The organism is Pseudomonas atacamensis, from assembly GCF_017167965.1.
In the GTDB taxonomy this organism is placed as follows: domain Bacteria; phylum Pseudomonadota; class Gammaproteobacteria; order Pseudomonadales; family Pseudomonadaceae; genus Aquipseudomonas; species Aquipseudomonas atacamensis.
In genome coordinates this window covers 4,005,542-4,026,524 of record NZ_CP070503.1, presented here as the reverse complement: position 1 = coordinate 4,026,524, position 20,983 = coordinate 4,005,542, and the positions used below count along the sequence as shown (strand labels likewise).

The 20,983-nt window shown below is 60.2% G+C and carries 23 protein-coding genes; 6 read left to right on the top strand and 17 right to left on the bottom strand.

The annotated features are described in order from the left end of the window. Nucleotides 1–16: 16 nt before the first annotated feature. The 4 genes from JWU58_RS18300 to JWU58_RS18285 all read left to right on the top strand — a co-directional run bounded on the left by JWU58_RS18300 (nucleotide 17) and on the right by JWU58_RS18285 (nucleotide 3,608). Nucleotides 17–355: a YbaB/EbfC family nucleoid-associated protein gene (locus tag JWU58_RS18300; protein ID WP_003223337.1), complete on the top strand. Its 339-nt coding sequence runs from the start codon at nucleotides 17–19 to the stop codon at nucleotides 353–355. Between the two features lie 208 nt (nucleotides 356–563). Beyond that, nucleotides 564–1,598: an NADP-dependent oxidoreductase gene (locus JWU58_RS18295; RefSeq protein WP_024012324.1), complete on the top strand. Its 1,035-nt coding sequence runs from the start codon at nucleotides 564–566 to the stop codon at nucleotides 1,596–1,598. Nucleotides 1,599–1,664: 66 nt separating this feature from the next. Next, nucleotides 1,665–2,267, top strand: a complete 603-nt coding sequence (gene recR / locus JWU58_RS18290) for a recombination mediator RecR (RefSeq protein WP_016773861.1) — start codon at nucleotides 1,665–1,667, stop codon at nucleotides 2,265–2,267. 192 nt (nucleotides 2,268–2,459) lie between these two features. Next, on the top strand, nucleotides 2,460–3,608 hold the full coding sequence (locus JWU58_RS18285) for an acyl-CoA dehydrogenase family protein (RefSeq protein WP_206420726.1): 1,149 nt from the start codon (nucleotides 2,460–2,462) through the stop codon (nucleotides 3,606–3,608). A 152-nt stretch (nucleotides 3,609–3,760) separates the two neighbouring features. On the opposite strand, the gene JWU58_RS18280 is transcribed toward JWU58_RS18285, so the two are convergent. Further along, nucleotides 3,761–4,309 (bottom strand): adenine phosphoribosyltransferase, encoded by a 549-nt coding sequence (locus JWU58_RS18280; RefSeq protein ID WP_024012326.1) that lies wholly within the window; start codon nucleotides 4,307–4,309, stop codon nucleotides 3,761–3,763. A gap of 75 nt (nucleotides 4,310–4,384) precedes the next feature. Then, entirely contained in the window at nucleotides 4,385–5,119 is a 735-nt protein-coding gene (gene fnr, locus JWU58_RS18275) for a fumarate/nitrate reduction transcriptional regulator Fnr (protein ID WP_123448571.1), read from the bottom strand. Nucleotides 5,120–5,273: 154 nt separating this feature from the next. Here fnr and JWU58_RS18270 point away from each other — a divergent pair, with 154 nt between their 5' ends. Next, nucleotides 5,274–5,756: a hypothetical protein gene (locus JWU58_RS18270; RefSeq protein ID WP_110646922.1), complete on the top strand. Its 483-nt coding sequence runs from the start codon at nucleotides 5,274–5,276 to the stop codon at nucleotides 5,754–5,756. Here the strand turns inward: JWU58_RS18270 and hemN are convergent. The 6 genes from hemN to ccoG all read right to left on the bottom strand — a co-directional run bounded on the left by hemN (nucleotide 5,753) and on the right by ccoG (nucleotide 12,773). Next, a complete protein-coding gene (gene hemN, locus JWU58_RS18265; protein ID WP_110646923.1) occupies nucleotides 5,753–7,135 on the bottom strand; it encodes an oxygen-independent coproporphyrinogen III oxidase in 1,383 nt (460 codons plus the stop codon). The genes JWU58_RS18270 and hemN overlap by 4 nt on opposite strands. A 169-nt stretch (nucleotides 7,136–7,304) precedes the next feature. Beyond that, entirely contained in the window at nucleotides 7,305–7,988 is a 684-nt protein-coding gene (locus JWU58_RS18260) for a sulfite exporter TauE/SafE family protein (RefSeq protein ID WP_041479091.1), read from the bottom strand. Then, complete coding sequence (ccoS, locus tag JWU58_RS18255; protein ID WP_039763029.1) at nucleotides 7,981–8,193, bottom strand: cbb3-type cytochrome oxidase assembly protein CcoS; 213 nt, start codon at nucleotides 8,191–8,193, stop codon at nucleotides 7,981–7,983. The genes JWU58_RS18260 and ccoS overlap by 8 nt, the downstream gene beginning before the upstream one ends. A gap of 23 nt (nucleotides 8,194–8,216) precedes the next feature. Then, a complete protein-coding gene (locus JWU58_RS18250) occupies nucleotides 8,217–10,667 on the bottom strand; it encodes a heavy metal translocating P-type ATPase (RefSeq protein ID WP_206420725.1) in 2,451 nt (816 codons plus the stop codon). A 137-nt stretch (nucleotides 10,668–10,804) separates the two neighbouring features. Next, nucleotides 10,805–11,344, bottom strand: a complete 540-nt coding sequence (locus JWU58_RS18245; protein ID WP_056784237.1) for a FixH family protein — start codon at nucleotides 11,342–11,344, stop codon at nucleotides 10,805–10,807. Between the two features lie 13 nt (nucleotides 11,345–11,357). Continuing rightward, nucleotides 11,358–12,773: a cytochrome c oxidase accessory protein CcoG gene (ccoG, locus tag JWU58_RS18240; protein WP_206420724.1), complete on the bottom strand. Its 1,416-nt coding sequence runs from the start codon at nucleotides 12,771–12,773 to the stop codon at nucleotides 11,358–11,360. A 473-nt stretch (nucleotides 12,774–13,246) separates the two neighbouring features. Between ccoG and JWU58_RS18235 the strand changes: the two genes are divergently transcribed. Next, entirely contained in the window at nucleotides 13,247–14,251 is a 1,005-nt protein-coding gene (locus JWU58_RS18235; RefSeq protein ID WP_160769572.1) for a metallophosphoesterase family protein, read from the top strand. Between the two features lie 38 nt (nucleotides 14,252–14,289). Here the strand turns inward: JWU58_RS18235 and JWU58_RS18230 are convergent, their stop codons facing one another. The 9 genes from JWU58_RS18230 to ccoO (JWU58_RS18190) form a co-directional block, all read right to left on the bottom strand. Continuing rightward, nucleotides 14,290–14,709: a type II toxin-antitoxin system VapC family toxin gene (locus JWU58_RS18230; protein WP_110601377.1), complete on the bottom strand. Its 420-nt coding sequence runs from the start codon at nucleotides 14,707–14,709 to the stop codon at nucleotides 14,290–14,292. Beyond that, entirely contained in the window at nucleotides 14,709–14,963 is a 255-nt protein-coding gene (locus JWU58_RS18225; RefSeq protein ID WP_038861980.1) for a type II toxin-antitoxin system Phd/YefM family antitoxin, read from the bottom strand. Before JWU58_RS18225 ends, JWU58_RS18230 begins: the two co-directional genes overlap by 1 nt. A 529-nt stretch (nucleotides 14,964–15,492) precedes the next feature. Beyond that, nucleotides 15,493–16,476: a cytochrome-c oxidase, cbb3-type subunit III gene (gene ccoP, locus JWU58_RS18220; RefSeq protein WP_024012333.1), complete on the bottom strand. Its 984-nt coding sequence runs from the start codon at nucleotides 16,474–16,476 to the stop codon at nucleotides 15,493–15,495. Beyond that, entirely contained in the window at nucleotides 16,473–16,658 is a 186-nt protein-coding gene (locus tag JWU58_RS18215; RefSeq protein WP_122700475.1) for a cbb3-type cytochrome oxidase subunit 3, read from the bottom strand. The genes ccoP (JWU58_RS18220) and JWU58_RS18215 overlap by 4 nt, the downstream gene beginning before the upstream one ends. A gap of 5 nt (nucleotides 16,659–16,663) precedes the next feature. Then, the gene (gene ccoO / locus JWU58_RS18210) at nucleotides 16,664–17,272 is read right to left on the bottom strand and encodes a cytochrome-c oxidase, cbb3-type subunit II (protein ID WP_007917161.1); all 609 of its coding nucleotides are present in this window, start codon (nucleotides 17,270–17,272) and stop codon (nucleotides 16,664–16,666) included. Next, complete coding sequence (gene ccoN / locus JWU58_RS18205) at nucleotides 17,272–18,714, bottom strand: cytochrome-c oxidase, cbb3-type subunit I (RefSeq protein ID WP_024012334.1); 1,443 nt, start codon at nucleotides 18,712–18,714, stop codon at nucleotides 17,272–17,274. Before ccoN ends, ccoO (JWU58_RS18210) begins: the two co-directional genes overlap by 1 nt. A gap of 499 nt (nucleotides 18,715–19,213) precedes the next feature. Beyond that, on the bottom strand, nucleotides 19,214–20,170 hold the full coding sequence (gene ccoP / locus JWU58_RS18200) for a cytochrome-c oxidase, cbb3-type subunit III (RefSeq protein ID WP_206420723.1): 957 nt from the start codon (nucleotides 20,168–20,170) through the stop codon (nucleotides 19,214–19,216). Then, nucleotides 20,167–20,364 (bottom strand): cbb3-type cytochrome oxidase subunit 3, encoded by a 198-nt coding sequence (locus JWU58_RS18195; RefSeq protein WP_130900767.1) that lies wholly within the window; start codon nucleotides 20,362–20,364, stop codon nucleotides 20,167–20,169. Before JWU58_RS18195 ends, ccoP (JWU58_RS18200) begins: the two co-directional genes overlap by 4 nt. Before the next feature lie 3 nt (nucleotides 20,365–20,367). Continuing rightward, nucleotides 20,368–20,976, bottom strand: coding sequence for a cytochrome-c oxidase, cbb3-type subunit II (ccoO, locus tag JWU58_RS18190; protein WP_003223389.1), 609 nt, complete (start codon nucleotides 20,974–20,976; stop codon nucleotides 20,368–20,370). Nucleotides 20,977–20,983 lie beyond the last annotated feature (7 nt).

Below are 20,983 nucleotides of genomic sequence, written 5' to 3'. Positions count from 1 at the left end.
GTTTGAGGTGATTCCCATGATGAAAGGTGGCATGGCCGGCCTGATGAAGCAGGCGCAGCAGATGCAGGAAAAAATGGCCAAGATGCAGGAAGAACTGGCCAACGCCGAAGTCACCGGCAAGGCCGGCGGCGACATGGTCACCGTGGTGATGACCGGTCGTCACGACGTCAAAAGCGTGAGCATCGACCCAAGCCTGGTCGAAGGCCTGAGCGAAGACGACAAAGAGATGCTGGAAGCCGTGGTCGCCGCCGCCGTCAACGACGCCGTGCGCAAGATCGAAGCCAACAGCCAGGAAAAAATGGGCAGCATGACCGCCGGCATGAACCTGCCAGCGGGTATGAAACTGCCATTCTGATTCGCCTTTGGGCGGCAGATGAGCTACACAAAATGCCAGGCATCGCGCCTGGCATTTTTGTTTCTGCGCGGCGCGGATCGTTCCTGCGCTCTGCGTGGGAACGATCAGTGGGAGCGCGCCTCGGGCAAACTGCAGAAACATCGAACACACCACTGCTACCAAGGTCTGCTCCCTATACACCGAATTCCCATTCACAGGAGACGCTGACATGTCCGACCCTCTCACCCTCAATCAACGCTTCGTCCTCGCCTCGCGCCCGACCGGCGCGCCGACCCCGGAGAACTTTCGTCTCGAGCGCGAGGCGCTGCCGGATCTGCAGGACGGTCAGGTGCTGTTGAAAACCCTGTACCTGTCGCTCGACCCGTACATGCGCGGACGTATGAGCGACGCACCGTCCTACGCTGCGCCAGTGCAAATCGGCGAAGTCATGACTGGCGGCGCGGTCAGCCGGGTCGAGCAGTCCAATCATCCGAAATTCCACACCGGTGATCTGGTGGTTGGCGCCACCGGTTGGCAAAGCCACAGCATCAGCGACGGTCGCAACATCATGCCGATCCCGGCTGGCCTGCCGAGCCCGTCGATGGCCCTCGGCGTCCTGGGCATGCCGGGCATGACCGCGTACATGGGCCTGATGGACATCGGTCAGCCGAAAGAAGGCGAAACCCTGGTGGTGGCTGCGGCGTCCGGCGCCGTCGGCTCGGTGGTCGGGCAAGTGGCGAAGATCAAAGGTCTGCGCGCGGTCGGCGTGGCCGGTGGTGCCGAGAAGTGCAAATACGTGGTCGAGGAGCTGGGTTTTGATGCCTGCATCGACCACAAGGCCGATGACTTCGCCGAGCAACTGGCCAAGGCTTGCCCCAACGGCATCGACATCTATTACGAGAACGTCGGCGGCCATGTCTTCGACGCAGTCTTGCCGTTGCTCAACCCCAAGGCGCGCATCCCGTTGTGCGGCCTGATCGCCGGCTACAACGCCGCCGAAGCGCCAACCGGCCCGGATCGTCTGCCAATGCTGCAACGCACGCTATTGACCAAGCGCGTGCGTATTCAGGGCTTCATCGTCTTCGATGACTATGGTGATCGTCAGCCGGAATTCATCAGCCACATGGTGCCGTGGGTACGCGACGGCAAGGTGAAATTCCGCGAGGACGTGGTCGAAGGCCTGGAGCAGGCGCCCGAGGCGTTCATCGGTCTGCTGGAAGGGCGCAACTTCGGCAAACTGGTGGTCCGGGTCGCCCAGGACTGAGGATTTGACGCTGGCCAGAGGCGCGGGTATAAACCGCGTCTCGTTGTTTAGTCGGACTGTTTACCCATGAGCTTCAGCCCCTTGATTCGCCAACTGATCGACGCTCTGCGCACCTTGCCAGGCGTGGGTCAGAAAACCGCTCAGCGCATGGCGTTGCAGTTGCTCGAACGTGATCGCAGCGGTGGCACCCGTCTGGCCCAGGCCTTGAGCCAGGCCATGGAAGGCGTCGGCCATTGCCGCCAATGCCGTACGCTGACCGAAGACGATCTGTGCCCGCAATGCGCCGACCCGCGCCGCGATGACACGCTGCTTTGCGTAGTCGAAGGGCCGATGGACGTTTATGCGGTGGAGCAGACCGGCTTCCGTGGCCGCTATTTCGTGCTCAAGGGGCACCTGTCGCCGCTGGATGGCCTGGGGCCGGAAGCGATCGGGATTCCGCAACTGATGGCGCGGATAGAAGAGGCGGGGACCTTTACCGAAGTCATCCTCGCCACCAACCCGACAGTGGAAGGCGAGGCGACGGCGCACTACATCGCGCAGTTGCTCAACAACAAAGGCCTGGTCGCCTCGCGGATTGCCCACGGCGTGCCGCTGGGCGGTGAGCTGGAGCTGGTCGACGGCGGCACGCTGGCGCATTCGTTTGCCGGGCGTAAACCGATTTCCCTCTGAATTTGCGGCGTCTGAACTGACGCCTTCGCGAGCAAGCTCGCTCCCACATTGGTTGTGTGTCGTTCACAAATCCCCTGTGGGAGCGAGCCTGCTCGCGAATGGCGCGCCGCGGTCCATCTGATTCACACAATTTCATTGATAACCAAGCAAGCGCTCGGTTAACGTCGGCGAACCCTTCCGTGGAGCTCGCCCATGCCTGCCTTTCAGGAATACTTCGACCCCAGCCATCAATTGGTCCGCGACAGCGTCAGACGTTTCGTCGAACGCGAGATCCTGCCGGACATTAATCAGTGGGAAGAAGCCGAAAGCTTTCCCCGTGAGCTGTACCTCAAGGCCGGTGCGGCGGGCATTCTCGGTATCGGCTATCCCGAGGCGCTCGGCGGCAGCCATGAAGGCGATCTGTTCGCCAAGGTCGCTGCCAGTGAGGAGCTGATGCGCTGTGGCTCAGGCGGGCTGGTGGCGGGGCTGGGGTCGCTGGATATCGGTTTGCCGCCGATCGTCAAATGGGCGCGGCCTGAAGTGCGAGAGCGGGTCGTCCCCCAAGTGCTCAGCGGCGAGAAAATCAGCGCCCTGGCGGTGACCGAGCCCGGCGGCGGTTCCGACGTCGCCAACCTGCAAACCCGCGCCGTGCGTGACGGCGACTTCTACCGGGTCAGCGGCAGAAAGACCTTTATCACCAGCGGCGTTCGCGCGGATTTCTACACCGTCGCGGTGCGCACCGGTGCGCCGGGGTTTGGCGGCATCAGTTTGTTGCTGATCGAGAAGGGCACGCCGGGGTTCAGTGTCGGTCGGCAATTGAAGAAAATGGGCTGGTGGGCGTCGGACACCGCTGAATTGTTCTTCGACGATTGCCGCGTGCCTGTAGGAAAACTCATTGGCGGAGAGAATATGGGCTTCGCCTGCATCATGGGCAATTTCCAGAGCGAACGGCTGGCGCTGGCGCTGATGGCCAACATGACTGCGCAATTGGCGCTGGAGGAGAGCCTGAAGTGGGCGCGCGAGCGTGAGGCGTTCGGCAAACCCATCGGCAAATTTCAAGTGATCAAACATCGCCTCGCCGAAATGGCCACGGCGCTGGAAGTGTCGCGCGAGTTCACTTACCGGCAAGCGGCAAAAATGGCGGCGGGGCACAGCGTAATCAAGGAAATTTCCATGGCGAAGAACTTCGCCACCGACACCTCGGACCGGATCACCACCGAAGCGGTGCAGATTCTTGGCGGGCTCGGTTACATGCGTGAAAGCCTGGTGGAGCGGCTGTATCGGGATAACCGCATTCTGTCGATTGGCGGCGGGACGCGGGAAGTGATGAATGAAATCATCAGCAAGCAGATGGGGCTCTAAAAGCAAAAGATCGTCCGATGCATGATCGTTCCCACGCTCTGCGTGGGAATGCAGCCCGGGACGCTCCGCGTCACTATCGCAAGCTGGAACGCAGAGCGTCCCTTGAGGCATTCCCACGCGGAGCGTGGGAACGATCAATCTTTAGATCTTGATTATTTATCGGTCAAAGCAAACTGCGTCAGGCAGAACGTCGGGATACCCATATCCTGCAAGCGCTGCGAGCCTTGCAGCTCTGGCAGATCAATGATCGCCGCCGCTTCATGCACCCGCGCGCCCATGCGGCGAATCAGGTTGGCCGCTGCGATCAGCGTGCCGCCAGTAGCGATCAGGTCATCGAACATCACTACCGAATCGCCTTCACACAGGCTGTCGGCGTGCACTTCCAGAAACGCTTCGCCGTACTCGGTCGCATAACCTTCGGCCAGCACGTCCGCTGGCAGTTTGCCTTGCTTGCGGAACAGCACCAGCGGCTTGTTCAACTGGTAGGCCAGTACCGAACCGATCAGGAAACCACGGGCATCCATGGCGCCGATGTGGGTGAAGTCGGCTTCGACATAGCGGTGGGCGAAGCTGTCCATCACCAGGCGCAGGGCCGTCGGCGACTGGAACAGCGGGGTGATGTCGCGAAAGATCACGCCCGGTTTCGGGAAGTCGATCACGGGGCGGATCAGGGATTTGATGTCGAAGGAGTCGAAGACCATCGGGGTGTCCTGGCAGGGCTGCAAACGGCGCAGTATACCCGCGGCTGAAACGATTCGCTCAACCGCGGGTCGTGATCAGCCTTCGATCGAGCCACCCGCCAGCGCGCACAACTGGATCGGGTCGAGAATGTGAATCTCCTTGCCCTCGGCGGCGATCAATTCGTTCTGCTGAAAACGGGTGAACACCCGCGACACGGTTTCCACCGCCAGGCCCAGGTAATTGCCGATTTCATTGCGCGACATGCTCAGGCGGAACTGGTTGGCCGAGAAGCCGCGAGCGCGGAAGCGGGCCGACAGGTTGACCAGGAAAGTGGCGATGCGCTCGTCGGCGGTCTTCTTCGACAGCAGCAGCATCATTTGCTGATCGTCGCGAATCTCGCGGCTCATCACCCGCATCAACTGGCGGCGCAGTTGTGGTAATTGCAGTGCGAGTTCGTCGAGGCGCTCGAAGGGGATTTCGCAGACCGAAGTGGTTTCCAGCGCTTGGGCCGAGACCGGGTGTTTTTCGGTGTCCATGCCCGACAGTCCGACCAGTTCGCTCGGCAGGTGGAAGCCGGTCAGTTGTTCTTCGCCGCCATCGCTCAGGCTGAAGGTTTTCAGCGCGCCGGAGCGGACTGCATAAACGGAATCGAAGGTGTCGCCCTGGCGGAACAGGAACTCGCCCTTCTTCAGCGGGCGGCCGCGTTTAACGATTTCGTCGAGCGCATCCATGTCTTCCAGATTCAGAGAAAGTGGCAGGCAGAGCGGGGCCAGGCTGCAATCCTTGCAGTGGGCCTGGTTGTGAGCGCGCAGTTTGACTGGCTCGGACATTTCTTCAATCCTTGTGGGAAAACACACATAAGCCGTAAGGGTAACCCACGGAAGGACATTCAGGCCAGCACGCGGCGGCGTTGTCCTACAGACATAAAGCCGCAGCACCGGCGGCCGATAACCCACTATCAGTACTCATCCAAGGAAGGCCCCGATGACCGCCATTGGCACGCTAAGCCCCGGTAGCAGCGGCATTGCTGCTTCGCCGGAGGTAACCGGTCCCGACGCTGCAATCGACCGCGACGACGCCTTGTCGAATGCGGCAACCCCGACCTTGGTCGAGGGCGTCAAAGTGTCGCTGTCCGGCGCGGCCATCGCCAAATCCGCCGCTGTCGGCGGCGAAAACAGTGACATCGACAACAGTGGCTTACCGGAGAACATCCAACAGTTGCTGAAGATGATTCGCAAGATCCAAAAAGAAATCATCGAGAAAAAAGCGCGCATGGCGGCGGTCATGTCAGACAGAACCCTCTCCAACGAGGAAAAGATCAACAAGCTCGCCGCATTACGTGGCGCCATCGCCGCCCTCAACAGCGGCCTGATCACCGCCAACCTTTCCTTGTCGAAAGTCATGAACCAGTCGGCGCTCAACCCTGATCAGAACCTCAAGGTCGGCTCGTTGCTGACCAAGCCTTAAATCACTCGCGAGAAACGCTGGCGGTTCTGCTGCTCCAGGTACGCATCGAAAACCATGCACACCGAGCGAACCAGCAATCGACCCGCCGGCAACACCTCGATGCGCTCGCGCTCGAACCTGATCAGGCCATCCTCGGCCATACCTTGCAACTGCGGCCACAGCGCGCCGAAGTAGCCTTGAAAATCGATGTTGAACTGCTGCTCGATCTCGGCGAACTCAAGTTTGAAATTGCAGATCAGTTGCTGAATCACTGCGCGGCGCAAGCGGTCGTCGGCGTTGCACACCAGGCCGCGACTGGTCGCCAGCTGCGCGCTGGCGAGGCTGTTCTGATACGCGTTGAGGTCGCTGCTGTTCTGGCAGTACAGATCGCCGATCTGGCTGATCGCCGACACGCCCAGGCCAATCAGGTCGCAATGGCCGTGGGTGGTGTAACCCTGGAAATTGCGTTGCAGGGTCTGCTCTTCCTGAGCGATGGCCAGTTCGTCATCAGGCAGGGCGAAGTGGTCCATGCCGATGTAACGGTAGCCGGCAGCGGTCAGTTGCTCGATGGTGCGCTGGAGCATTTCCAGCTTGTGCGCCGGGCTCGGCAAGTCGCTGCTGTTGATCCGCCGTTGCGGCATGAAGCGTTCCGGCAGGTGCGCGTAGTTGAATACCGAGAGGCGATCCGGTTGCAGACTGATCACTTCCTCGACGGTGCGGGCGAAATTGTCCGGTGTCTGCTTCGGCAGGCCATAAATCAGATCGATGTTGATCGAGCGAAACTGCAAAGTGCGCGCCGCATCGATCACTGCGCGGGTTTCTTCCAGGCTTTGCAGGCGATTGACTGCGCGCTGCACCGCCGGGTCAAGGTCTTGCAGGCCAATGCTGACCCGGTTGAAACCCAGTTCGCGCAGCAGGCCCATGGTCGACCAGTCGGCTTCGCGCGGGTCGATTTCGATGCCGTAATCGCCCGAGTCATCGTTGAGCAGATTGAAATGCTTGCGCAGGTGCGCCATCAACTGACGCAACTCGTCGTGGCTGAGAAAGGTCGGTGTGCCGCCACCGAAATGCAGTTGCTCAACGGTTTGCGCCGGGTCGAGGTGGCAGGCGATCAACTGGATTTCCTGCTCGAGACGTTGCAGATACGGCTGCGCACGGCCGCGATCCTTGGTGATGACCTTGTTGCAAGCGCAGTAGTAACAAATGTTCGCGCAGAACGGCACATGCACGTACAGCGACAACGGCCGCTGCGCCTTGCGGCTGTCGCGCAGGGCATGGAACAGGTCGAAAGTGCCGACCTGACCGTGAAATTGCACGGCGGTCGGGTACGAGGTGTAGCGTGGCCCCGCCAGATCGTAGCGGCGGATCAGATCAGAGTCCCAACGAATGGCGTCGAGCATGCGGGCATTCCCCCGGATAGGCTGGCAGTGTGGCGAGTCTATCGGGGGGCGGCGATGGGGCTGTTGATTTGCATCAACAGCACAAGGTCAAAAGATCGCAGCCTTCGGCTGCTCCTACCTTGGAATGCGACCTCCTGTCGGAGCTGCCGAAGGCTGCGATCTTTTGCTTTTAGTGACCCATAAGCCAATGCTGATGCGGGCCGGGAAGGGTCCACAGGCCAAACAGGATCACCAGCAAGCCACCCGCCATGCGCACGCTGCGTTTGCGCAGGATCGCGGTGACCCGTTCAGCCGCCAGCCCGGTGGCGAGCAGTACCGGCCAGGTGCCGAGGCCGAAAGCGAGCATCAGCAATGCACTGTCCAGCGCATTGCCCTGACTCGCGCTCCACAGCAAGGTGCTGTAAACCAGCCCGCACGGCAGCCAGCCCCACAGCGCACCGAGCAGCAAGGCACGCGGCAGGCTGGAAACCGGCAGCAAGCGATTCGCCACCGGTTGAATAAAGCGCCACAAACCACGCCCGAGCGCTTCGATACGCGTCAACCCGCTCCACCAGCCGGCGAGGTACAAACCCATGGCGATCAGCAGCAACCCGGCCAGTACGCGCATGAACAGCGCCGCCGGGCTGTTGGCGACTGCCCAGCCGGCCAGGCCGATGAGTAGTCCCGCCGTGGCATAACTGAGAATCCGCCCGAGGTTATACGCCAGCAACAGACGAAAGCGCCGGCTGCGCTGCTCCTTGGGAATCGCCAGGGTCAGCGCGCCCATCAGGCCGCCGCACATACCCAGACAGTGGCCGCCTCCGAGCAGGCCGAGAATCAGCGCCGAGACCAGCAGGGGCGCCAGTTCAAGCATGGGGTGGCGCCTTGTCGTCCGGTTTGCCGGCGTTGGCTTCGTCCACGGCAGCGGTGTGATTAGGGTCCTGATCGTCAAACAGGATGCTGTGCGCCGGGCCGTCGAGGTCGTCGTACTGACCGCTGTCCACCGCCCAGAAGAAGATGTACACGGCGATGGCGACGATGAGCAAGGCAGCGGGAATCATCACATAGAGAGCTGGCATCGGTAACTCCAGGCCCGCGCGGCTCAGGCCGGCAGCGGGCGGGTTTGGGTCGGGCTGCTGGCGGCCGGCGCGCTCGGCAGACGAGTCAGGCGCAGGGCGTTGAGCACCACGGTCAGCGAACTGATCGACATACCGACCGCCGCCCACACCGGAGTGATCCAGCCGAGGGCCGCGAACGGCAACATGAGGCCATTGTACAGCGCCGCCCACAGCAGGTTTTCGATGATTACCCGGCGCGTGCGCCGCGCCAGTGTGAAGGCTTGCACCAGGGCGTCGAGGCGGTTGGACAGCAACACTGCATCGGCGCTGGTTTTCGCCAGATCGGTGGCCGAGCCCATCGCCACGCTGATATCGGCCGCAGCCAGCACCGGCACGTCGTTGACGCCGTCGCCGAGCATCAACACCTTGCGCCCTTCCTTGTGCAGTTGTTGCAGCACTTGCAGTTTGTCATCGGGGCGCAAGCCGCCTCGGGCCTCGTCGATGCCCAGTTCGGCGGCGACACTGGCGACCATCGGCGAGCTGTCGCCGGACAACAGCAAGGTGCGCCAGCCCCGCGTTTTGCAAGCCGCGAGCAGGGCGGGAGCGTCGTCACGCAGGCGATCATCGAGCACCAGCCACGCCAGCGGCCCGTGGGTGTCAGCGAGCAGCAACCATTGTCCGGCTTCATCAGGCATTGACGGCAGTGCCGCGCCGCTCAGGGCGCAGGCAAATTCGGCCTGACCGATGCGCAAGCGTTGCTCACCGACCACGCCTTCCAGGCCCAGCCCCGGTGTGCTGTGCACGTCCTCAGCGGCCAGCGGCGCACGCCCGAAAGCGCGGGCAATCGGGTGTTCCGAACGGTTTTCCAGCGCAGCGGCAAGGCTCAGGCATTGCTCGCTGTCGAGCGCGCCGAGCGGGCGGATCGAGCGCAGCACCAAGCGGCCTTCGGTGAGCGTACCGGTCTTGTCGAAAATCACCGTGTCGATCTGGTTCAAGCCTTCCAGCACATGGCCGCGGGTCAGCAGCAGGCCGAGTTTGTGCAGGGTGCCGGTGGCGGCGGTGAGGGCGGTCGGCGTCGCCAGCGATAGCGCGCACGGGCAGGTCGCCACCAGCATGGCGAGGACGATCCAGAACGCCCGCGCTGAGTCCAGCTGCCACCACAGCACGCCGATCACTGCCGCCGCAATCAGCGAAAGCAGCAGGAACCATTGCGCGGCGCGGTCGGCGATTTCTGCCAGGCGCGGCTTCTCCGCCTGAGCGCGATCGAGCAGGCGCACGATCGCGGAGAGGCGCGTGTCCTGTCCCAGCGCCTGCACTTCGACGGTCAATGCGCCTTCGACATTGAGCGTGCCCGCAGTTACTGCATCGCCGAGCGTGCGTGGCTGTGGCAGGTATTCGCCAGTCAGCAGCGATTCGTCGATGCTCGACTGACCGTCGATGATCTTGCCGTCAGCCGGCAGAATCGAGCCCGGCTGCACCAGAATCCGCTCGCCGACCTGCAATTCGCTGAGCAGGATGCGCTCGCTCTGGCCATTCGCATCCAGGCGCAGGCACGAGGCGGGCAACAGGTTGACCAGTTGCGCAGTGGCGGCAGCGGTGCGTTCGCGGGCGCGGCGTTCCAGATAGCGCCCGGCCAAAAGAAACAGGGCGAACATGCCGACCGCATCGAAGTACAGCTCGCCGACCCCGGTGATCGACGTCCAGATTCCGGCGATGTAAGCACTGCCGATCGCCAGCGACACCGAGACGTCCATGGTCAGGTGGCGGGTGCGCAGATCGCGCATCGCGCCTTTGAAGAACGGCGCGCAGCTGTAGAACACGATGGGTGTGGTCAGAAACAGCGCGACCCAGCGCAGAATCGTGTGCAGCTCGGGACTGAGGTCGATGTTGAATTCCGGCCAGGTGGCCATGGTCGCCATCATCGCCTGAAACCACAGCAAACCGGCGACGCCGAGTTGGCGCAGGGCCAGGCGATTCTCGCTGGCCAGTTGTTCGCTGGCGCGGTCGGCCTGATAGGGGTGAGCAGCGTAACCAATGTGGCGCAGTTCGGCGAGGATCTGGCTCAGCGGCAATTGTGCGTCGGCCCAGCGTACGTGCAGGCGATGGTTGGACAGGTTCAACCGCGCTTCGGCGACGGCGGGCAGGGTGCGCAGGTGTTTCTCGATCAGCCAGCCGCAGGCGGCGCAACTGATGCCTTCCATCAACAAGGTGGTTTCGGCCAGATCGCCTTCATGGCGGACGAAGGGTTGCTGCACGTCGGCGCGGTCGTACAGCGCCAGTTCATCGCTCAGTTGCACCGGCAGCGCTTCGGGATTGGCCGACGCTTCGCTGCGATGCTGGTAATAACTTTCCAGCCCCCCGGCGACAATGGCTTCGGCCACCGCCTGACAGCCCGGGCAGCAGAACTCCCTGGCCTGCCCGAGGACGACGGCGGTGAAGCGGCTGCCGGACGGGACGGGCAGGGCGCAGTGGTAGCAGGGGGTTGGGCTGGTCATGGTGCGCGTTCCGATGATCGTTCCCACGCTCCGCGTGGGAATGCCTCCCCGGACGCTGCGCGTCCGCTTCGGCTGGGACGCGGAGCGTCCCTGGCTGCGTTCCCACGCAGGGCGTGGGAACGATCAGAGTAAAAGGCTTATTTTTTTAGGTCTTCGGCACCCTGCAATGGCTCATCACCCAGCAGCAGCTCCTTGTCATGGCTGACCAGTTCTTCTTCAAACATGCGCCACACGTGCTCATCCTGGCTGCCAAGCAACTCGACAAACCGTCGCCCTTCAACCTTGTCGCTCAACTGGCCGATGTAGCGCCCGCTCTCGCTGCCACTGCGGGTCAAAACAATCTTGCGATCCTTCTCCGGCTGGGTCGGCGAGATCAGGTTCAGTTCCAGGGTTTGCGGCTGGCTGTCACCGTTCAAGCGCAGATCGACTTCACCGGTCACATCATCCAGATGCACCGCTGCACGCAGCTTCAGGGTTTGCGCCAGCAGCTCGCGATCCAGTGAACGGTTGATGCCTTTGCCCGCTTCGTAATAGTTGTCGTTGACCAGATTGTCCGGGTTGTTCACCGCGATGGTCACCATCGACAGGGTCAAGGCCACCGAGCAGGCCAGAATCGCGATGATGATCCACGGCCAGAGGTGCTTGTACCAGGGACTTGCGGCGTTTGCAGCGGGCATGTTCAAAATTCTCTCAACGGATTTGTGGGCCGATGAATCGGCTCTTGGCTTCAACGTGGACGCTGTTGTCATCGGCGTCCTTGAGGATGAATTTCACCTCGTTGGTGCTCGATGGCAGTTGTTCCGGTGCGCTGGACAACTCGACCGGCATGCTGACGATATCGCCGGCGGCCACCTTGATCTCGCGCTTGCCTTGCAGGCGCAGGTCCGGCAGGCCTTCGGCTTGCAGCAGGTAAGTGTGGTCGCGCTGATCCTTGTTCATGATCTTCAGGCTGTAGACGTTTTCGATCCGGCCTTCAGCGTTTTCACGGTACAGCACGCGGTCCTTGCTGACGTCGAAGCCGACCAGCGAACGCATGAAGAACGCAGCGACCAACAGGCTGATCATCGCCAGCAGCACCACGGCATAGCCGATCAGGCGCGGTCGCAGTTTATGGGTTTTCTGCCCGGAGAGGTTGTGTTCGGTGGTGTAGCTGATCAGCCCGCGTGGGTAATCCATCTTGTCCATGATGCTGTCGCAAGCGTCGATGCACGCAGCGCAGCCGATGCACTCGATCTGCAGGCCATCGCGGATGTCGATGCCGGTCGGGCAGACCTGCACGCACATCGTGCAGTCGATGCAATCGCCGAGGCCGAGGGCCTTGTAGTCGACGCCTTTCTTGCGCGGCCCACGGCTTTCGCCACGGCGCGGGTCGTAGGAAACGATCAGCGTGTCCTTGTCGAACATCACGCTCTGGAAGCGCGCATACGGGCACATGTAGATGCACACCTGCTCACGCAACCAGCCGGCATTGCCGTACGTGGCGAGGGTGAAAAAACCGACCCAGAAATACGACCAGCCATCGGCCTGACCGGTGAAAAATTCGATGACCAGTTCGCGGATCGGCGAGAAGTAGCCGACAAAGGTCATGCCGGTGACAAAACCGATCAGCAGCCACAGCGAGTGCTTGGCCAGTTTGCGCAGGAATTTGTTTGCGCTCATCGGCGCCTTGTCGAGCTTGATGCGCTGATTGCGGTCGCCTTCGGTGACCTTTTCGCACCACATGAAAATCCACGTCCACACGCTCTGCGGGCAGGTATAACCGCACCAGACGCGCCCGGCGTACACGGTGATGAAGAACAGGCCGAACGCGGCAATGATCAACAGGCCCGAGAGCAGGATGAAATCCTGTGGCCAGAAAGTCGCGCCGAAGATGAAGAATTTGCGCTCCGGCAGGTTCCACCACACTGCCTGGTGACCGCCCCAGTTCAGCCACACCGTGCCGAAATACAGCAGAAACAACGCCGCACCGCCGAGCATCCGCAGATTGCGGAACAGGCCGGTGAAGGCACGGGTGTAGATTTTTTCTCGTGAGGCATAAAGGTCGACGCTGTTGTTCGCGTTCTTGCTCGGCGGCGTGACGTCGTGTACCGGAATCTGATTGCTCATCATTGCATCCCACGGCAGTGGAAAAATGCCTCGGTCGATACGTGCCAACCGAAGTCAAAAAGGGCTGTTGCAGTAGCGTGATGATACGCCTGCCGCTCTGGCTCAAGGGTGCGACCTTTGGTCGCGTTGGGTAAAAAATGCGGATGGTGTAGCGATTGCGCAAAAGCCTGACGCAGATCAATTGACTTGTTGAGTATGGACGGTTTTGCCGAAGCGGCTAGTTCATCTTTTCAATCGCTTGTTCAAGCAACAACCGTCGATGTCGCAAGTTGAACGACAAACCGTCCGTCGTTGCCACTTCGGCTACAAGAGCTACAGATTGAATTGGCTGCCTGTTACAAGTGTTGGGTCTGAAATATATAAACTTGATTGTTGTTTATGAATGCTTTGAAGTTTTAGCTGTGTTCGCATAAGTTTTGCTCTCGCGAAATTCTTTTGCGTATTGATAGTTAACTTAAATGGAATTTAAAAGCATGAATTTAAATAATCTCAAGAGCATCTTTGTGGGTGCCTGGATGTTAGCTTCGGCTATTACCGCTCAGGCCACTACTGACATGCCGAAACACATGGTGTTTGCTTCGGATACTCAATATCCGTGGACGGACAAGACCGATCGCCGCATCCCCGAATCCGATTCCGAATTCAAGGAGCGCTCGAAATGGCTGGTGGAAACCCAACTTGCGAGCATTGCCGAATTCAGAAATCTGCACGGCCCTCAAGCGCAGGTTCCCCTGATGATCAATGGTGATATAACCGCATTCGGGCATGGCTGGCAGCGCTCGTTCATGAAGGAACTGCTGGATAAACATTTCAAGGGCGAATATCTCTACGGCCTTGGTAATCACGACTATGAAAACAATGTCGATGATTGCTTTAGCAATAGCTGTGCGGCAGGAAGTATCGTCGAGTTCAAAGAGCATCATGAAGGTAAGGTCGATAACTTTGATCTGAAGATTACCAGTGGCTTTCTGAGCAAGACCTATTCGGGCAGTCTCGCCTATTCGAAAAATATTGGCGAAGTGCATATGGTTCAGCTCAACAACGAACCGACCTATACCGCCCGGATTGCTCATCCATTGAACCCGACGACGTTCGAAATCAACGATGCACTGGACTGGCTCGAGACGGATCTCAGGCTGGCGCGAGCGTCGGGCTACGCCATCATCATCAACATGCATAAACCGTTGAACCACATGGGAACCCAGGCGCAACAGAAACGCTTCTACGACATGGTTAACAAATATCGAGTGACGGCGATTTTTGCCGGCCATTTGCACGAGGACGGAGGTGATGCCTACCAGGAAGGTAACGTGCCCATGTACCTGAGTGGCAGTACCTCTCAGCAAACCTATCTGATTGCCAGTTTCACTGAGGATCGCAAGCAACTCCAGGTGTACCTGGTGAAGAACAACCAATGGCGCAATCGAACGTTGATCGACACCACTGTGGTGCATTCAATCTTCGCCCAACGCCCCTGACAAAAGCCCCGCCGCTGATAGGGCGGGGTATTCATCAATCAGGTGTTGGCAGCGATCCATGGGTTGATCAGATTGACGCCGCTGTGTTGGAAGTCCGCAATGTTGCGAGTTACCAGCGTAAGCCCGTGTACAAGCGCGGTGGCGGCGATCAAGGCGTCGCATTCATTGCTGCGGTCGGGAACATGCAATCGTGCGCACCGGATGGCGACGCTGCTATCGACCGGCAGGATTCTGCCAGAGAACGCCGGTTTGACGTGATGTTCCAGCCAGTTGCGCAGCAGTTGGCCTTGTGAAGGGTCACGACGTTCGATACGCAGGACGCCCGTTTCCAGTTCCAGCACAGTGATTGCGGATAGATACAGGCTGGCTGGGGAAATGCTGTTTGCCCATTTCACCACATGCCTGTCGGCTTGGTTTTTGCGCAACTCGGAAACTACATTGGTATCCAGCAGAAACATCAGGAAAGGTCCACGCTGCGAGGAGTGATGACGGCGCGCTCGGGTTCGAATTCGATTTCAAGCGCATCCGGCATCGCCAGTAGCTCAACGATGCTGGTCTGGCACCCCGTCAGTTTCTGGTACTCCTCGATGCTGAGCAACACGTGGGCAGGCCTGCCTCGGTCAGTAATGATCACTGGACCTTGATGCGTGGCTTTTTTGGCTGCACTGGTGTCCTGGTTGAACTCGCGGCTGGAAATAGTGGTGATGGCCATCATGTTTGGCCTCCAGAAATTCTGATGTAGGAACGTTACTACCTTGAGATTTCCCCTGCAATCGGAAAGGCGGGTAGAGGACGATCGGTTTGTCACTTTCATAAGGGCACCGGCGAAAATGCCTCCCGCCAAGACGCGAGGCGCTGGATATAGGGGGGTAAATTCGGTGTTTTAGCTGCCCTTGTCAGAGCAATCTACCGCCGCCGAGGCCGTCGAGTCCGCCACCGTTACCGGGGCTGTTCATGGTTTGCTGCGATACCTCAAGTAACGGTTTCACAGATGTTCGTTCGAACCCTACCCTATGGGTAGAGCCGGGTTGAGGCTGATTTTGCAGTGTGCTTTGGTGATCTTTCGACATTGGGGCTTCATCCTTGAAGTGGAGCCGATATGGCTTATCGGGGCGAAAAAAAACCTACCGTGCATCTCAGCTCAGGTCCATCGAGCAAGCGTTTCGAATCGTGAATGCCAGCATGAAAAAAGGCCCCGCCAATTCCCATTGGCGGGGCCTTTTTTGCTTCAAGCGTTGGCTTTACTCAGCCTTTGCCTCCGGTGCTTTTTCACCGTGAGACAGGCTGTAAACATACGCCGCCAGCAGGTGCACCTTGTCATTGCCCTGCAGTTGTTCCTGCGCCGGCATCTGGCCCTGACGGCCGTAGCGGATGGTCTGCTGCAGTTGCGCGAAGCTCGAGCCGTAGATGAATGCGCCCGGATGGGTCAGGTCAGGCGCACCCATGGCCGGGGTGCCTTTACCGGCAGGGCCGTGGCAAGCCACGCAGTTGGCGGCGAAGAGTTTCTGGCCGTTGGCCGGGTCGGCCTTGGTGCCTTCCGGCAGTTTGCGCCCGTCGAGGTTGGTCACCACGAAGGCCGCTACGTCAGCCACGCCTTGCTCGCCGATCACTTCCGCCCATGCCGGCATCACCGCGTGGCGGCCGCCCATGATGGTGGTCTTGATAGTTTCCGGCTCACCGCCCCAGCGCCAGTCGGCGTCGGTCAGGTTGGGAAAGCCGTAGGCGCCCTTGGCGTCGGAACCGTGGCACACCGAGCAGTTGGAGGCGAACAGACGGCCGCCCATTTTCAGTGCTTGCGGATCCTTGGCAACTTCTTCGATCGGCATCGCCGCGAACTTGGCGAAAATCGGACCGAAGCGCGCGTCCGAACGGGCCATTTCCTTTTCCCACTCGTGGACGCCGGTCCAGCCGGTCTGGCCGTTGGCGAACGCGGTCTGCTTCTCGGTATCCAGATAGTTGTAGCCCGGCAGCAAACCTTTCCAGTTGCCCAGACCCGGGTACAGCACCAGATAACCCAGGGCAAAAATGATGGTGCCGACGAACAGCATGAACCACCATTTCGGCAGCGGGTTGTCGTACTCCTCGATCCCGTCGAAGGAGTGGCCGACCGTCTCGTCCGTCTGTTCGCTGCGCTGGCCCTTGCGGGTCGACAGCAGCAGCCAGGTCAGGGCGAAGATCGTACCGAGACTGAGGACTGTGACGTACAGACTCCAGAATGTAGTCATTCTTTGTTACTCCTAGAAGCTTGCTCGACGTGCTTGACGGCTTCGGGATCATCGGCGAAAGGCAGCATGGTCGCGTCTTCAAATTCCGACTTGCGCTTGGGGCTGAACACCCACAAAGCCAGACCGATGAAAGCCACCATCACGACCACGGTGCCCAGGCCTCGAATCATCCCGATATCCATCAGATTCACCGTTTGCTTTTGATGATGGTGCCCAGGCCTTGCAGATAGGCCACCAGCGCGTCCATTTCGGTTTTGCCCTTCACGGCATCCTGTGCACCGGCGATATCTTCGTCGGTGTACGGCACGCCGAGGGTGCGCAAGACTTCCATTTTTTTCGCGGTTTCCTTGCCGTCGAGCTTGTTTTCCACGAGGAACGGGTAAGCCGGCATTTTCGACTCGGGGACCACGTTGCGCGGGTTGTACAAGTGCGCACGTTGCCAGTCATCGGAGTAACGACCGCCCACGCGGGCCAGGTCCGGACCGGTACGTTTGGAACCCCACAGGAACGGGTGGTCCCAGACGCTTTCACCGGCAACCGAATAGTGGCCGTAGCGTTCGGTTTCAGCGCGGAACGGACGGATCATCTGCGAGTGGCAGCCGACACAACCGTTGGCGATGTACACGTCGCGGCCTTCCAGTTCCAGCGCCGAGCGCGGCTTCATGCCCTCGACCGGCTTGTTGGTGACGTCCTGGAAGAACAGCGGAACGATTTGGGTCAGGCCACCGACGCTGACGGCGATGACCATGAAGAAGGCCAGCAGGCCAATATTCTTCTCGACAGCTTCATGCTTCATCAGTGAGCTCCAACGACGGCAATCTTGGCGGCGGCTTCGGCTTCAACCGGATCCGACGCACGAACGGTGCGGTACACGTTGTAAGCCATCAGCAGCATGCCGCTGGCAAAGAAAGCACCGCCCAGCGCGCGGACGATGAAGCCCGGGTGGCTGGCCTGCAGCGCTTCGACGAACGAGTAGGTGAGGGTGCCGTCATCGTTGATTGCACGCCACATCAGGCCCTGGGTGATGCCGTTGACCCACATCGACGCGATGTAGAGCACGGTGCCGATGGTCGCAAGCCAGAAGTGCGCATTGATCAGCCCGGTGCTGTGCATCTGCGCGCGGCCGAACAGTTTCGGGATCATGTGGTAGATCGCGCCGATCGAGATCATCGCTACCCAACCGAGGGCGCCGGCGTGTACGTGGCCGATGGTCCAGTCGGTGTAGTGCGAGAGCGAGTTGACGGTCTTGATCGCCATCATCGGCCCTTCGAAGGTTGACATGCCGTAGAACGCCAGCGACACCACGAGGAAGCGCAGGATCGGGTCGGTGCGCAACTTATGCCACGCGCCCGACAGGGTCATCATGCCGTTGATCATGCCGCCCCAGCTTGGCGCCAGCAGAATGATCGACATCGCCATGCCCAGCGATTGTGCCCAGTCCGGCAGGGCGGTGTAGTGCAGGTGGTGCGGGCCGGCCCAGATGTACAGGGTGATCAGCGCCCAGAAGTGAACGATCGACAGACGATAGGAGTAGATCGGGCGTTCGGCCTGTTTCGGCACGAAGTAGTACATCATCCCGAGGAAACCGGTGGTCAGGAAGAAACCCACCGCGTTGTGGCCGTACCACCACTGGATCATCGCGTCAGTGGCACCGGAGTAAGCCGAATACGACTTGAACAGGCTGACCGGCAGCGACATGTGGTTGACGATGTGCAGCATCGCAGTGACGACGATGAACGCGCCGTAGAACCAGTTGCCGACATAGATGTGCTTGGTTTTGCGCTTGGTGATGGTGCCGAAGAACACCAGACCGTAAGTGACCCAGACAATCGCCAGCAGAATCGCGATCGGCCATTCCAGCTCGGCGTATTCCTTGGTGGTGGTGTAACCCAGCGGCAAGGTAATGATGGCGCCGACGATGACCGCTTGCCAGCCCCAGAAGGTGAAGGCCGCGAGGCTGTCGGAAATCAGTCGCGTCTGGCAGGTTCGCTGCACGACATAGTAGGAAGTGGCAAACAGTGCACAACCGCCGAAGGCGAAAATCACCAGGTTTGTGTGCAACGGGCGCAAGCGTCCAAAGCTCGTCCACGGCAGACCGAAGTTCAGTTCCGGCCAGACCAGTTGCGAGGCGATGAAGACACCGAGCCCCATGCCAAGGATCCCCCAGACCACCGTCATGATGGCGAACTGGCGGACTACCTTATAGTTATAAGCAGTCGGACTGATTGCTGTGCTCATTCTAAGGTTCCACGGTTTGGGTATTTTTATAGGGATAAAATCGGCCGCAAGTATGTATAAAGCAGGGGGTCATTGCAACGCGCCATGACCTGGGTCAATGCTTTCCAACGCTGATTCTGCGGCCTTTCCATGCGCCGCGTAGGGTCAAAAATGGCCTCTGACAAAATGTCGCAGTGCGCGTGAAAAGCTCGCAATCCGGATCGCCGTCAACGGTGCCCGTTCACAGGTCGTGATCGGGAAATTGCGGGCAATCGGCGCAACAGCCGTTATCTACCTGCGTTTGCGGCGAATCCATCAGCCGGTTCACGGCGCGCATCGTTCGGGATTGATCTGGAAACCGACTTCATCTGGTCCGCTTCGATGAAGCGTAGACCCGAATCCGGGGTTCCGAAAGGAGAGGGCGTGAGGGGTGCGACAAAAAGAAGCAGCTACGAGCTGCAAGCTGCAAGCGACAAGTGGGTACAAGTCGCTTACAGATTTGTATACATAGATGTTGCTTTTACTTGGAGCTTTCAGCTTGAAGCTTGCCGCTCAATTGCTCATCATTTTTCGAAAGGCTGTACACATAAGCGGCAAGCAATTGCACTTTATCGTTGCCCAGCAATTCGTTCTGCGCTGGCATATGCCCCTGACGACCATGGCGAATGGTCTGTTCCAGTTGGGTCAGGCTGGTGCCATAAATGAAGCCGGCCGGATGGGTCAGGTTGGGTGCGCCCATCGCCGCAGTGCCCTGGCCGGTGGCGCCATGACAGGCAACGCAAGTGGTACTGAACGCTTGCTGCCCGGCTTGCAGATCTGCCTTGCTGTCGGCGGGTAGCGGCAGGCCGGCCAGTTCGTGGCGCACGTAGGCGGCAACGTTTTTCACCCCGGCCTCACCGAGCACTTCGCCCCAGGCCGGCATCGCCGCCATCCGCCCACTCATGATGGTGGTCTTGATCGTCTCGGCATCGCCGCCCCAGCGCCAGTCGCTGTCAGCAAGGTTAGGGAAGCCGAACGCACCCTTGGCATCCGAGCCGTGGCACACCGAGCAATTGGAGGCGAACAGACGACCGCCCATTTTCAGCGCCTGCGGATCCTTGGCCACTTCTTCGAGGGGCATGGCGGCGAATTTGGCGAAGATCGGACCGAACCGGGCGTCGGCCTTGTTCATTTCCTTTTCCCTCTCATGCACGCCGGTCCAGCCATCCTCGTAACCGGGCAGGATACCTTTCCAGTTGCCCAGGCCCGGATACAGAACCAGATAGCCCACCGAGAACACCAGCGTGCCGGCGAACAGCATGAACCACCACTGCGGCAGCGGGTTATCGTACTCCTCGATGCCGTCGAAGCTGTGGCCCATGGTCTGGTCGACGCTGCCCTTGGTCTCGCCCCGACGGGTGCCGATCAGCAGCCAGGTCAGGCCGATCAGGCTGCCAATGGTCAGTACGCAGATCCACGTACTCCAGAAGGTGGTCATGGCCGGGTACTCCTTGTTTCAGGGGCTGAAATTGTTTCGGATAGTGGCTCGTCGGCGAACGGCAGCAGGCGCGCTTCGGCGAATTCCGGGGTGCGCTTGCGGTTGAACACCCACAAGGTCAAACCGACGAAGGCGATAAACACCACGACCGTGCCGAGGCCGCGGATCAGGCCTGCACTCATTTCAATGACCATGGCTCACCTCTTGCTCTTGATCGCAGTGCCGAGCACTTGCAGATAGGAAACGAGGGCGTCCATTTCGGTCTTGCCCTTGAGGCTGGCGACCGCGCCGCTGATGTCGTCGTCGGTGTACGGCACGCCGAGGGTGCGCATGGTTTTCAGCTTGGTTTCGGTGTGGCTGCTGTCGACCGCTTGGGTGACCAGCCACGGATAGGCCGGCATCTTTGATTCCGGCACAACGTTGCGCGGGTTGTACAAGTGCGCGCGGTGCCAGTCATCCGAGTAACGCGCGCCGACCCGGGCGAGGTCCGGACCGGTACGTTTCGAGCCCCACAGGAACGGGTGATCCCAAACGCTTTCGCCCGCCACCGAGTAGTGCCCGTAGCGTTCGGTTTCGGCGCGGAACGGGCGGATCATCTGCGAGTGGCAACCGACGCAGCCTTCGCGGATGTAGATGTCGCGGCCTTCCAGTTGCAGCGCGGTGTAGGGCTTCATGCCTTCCACCGGTTTGTTGGTGACGTCCTGGAAGAACAGCGGGACGATCTGGGTCAGGCCGCCGATGCTCACGGCGAACACCATCAGCAGCATCAGCAGGCCGACGTTCTTTTCAATCGTTTCGTGTTTCATGGCGGAC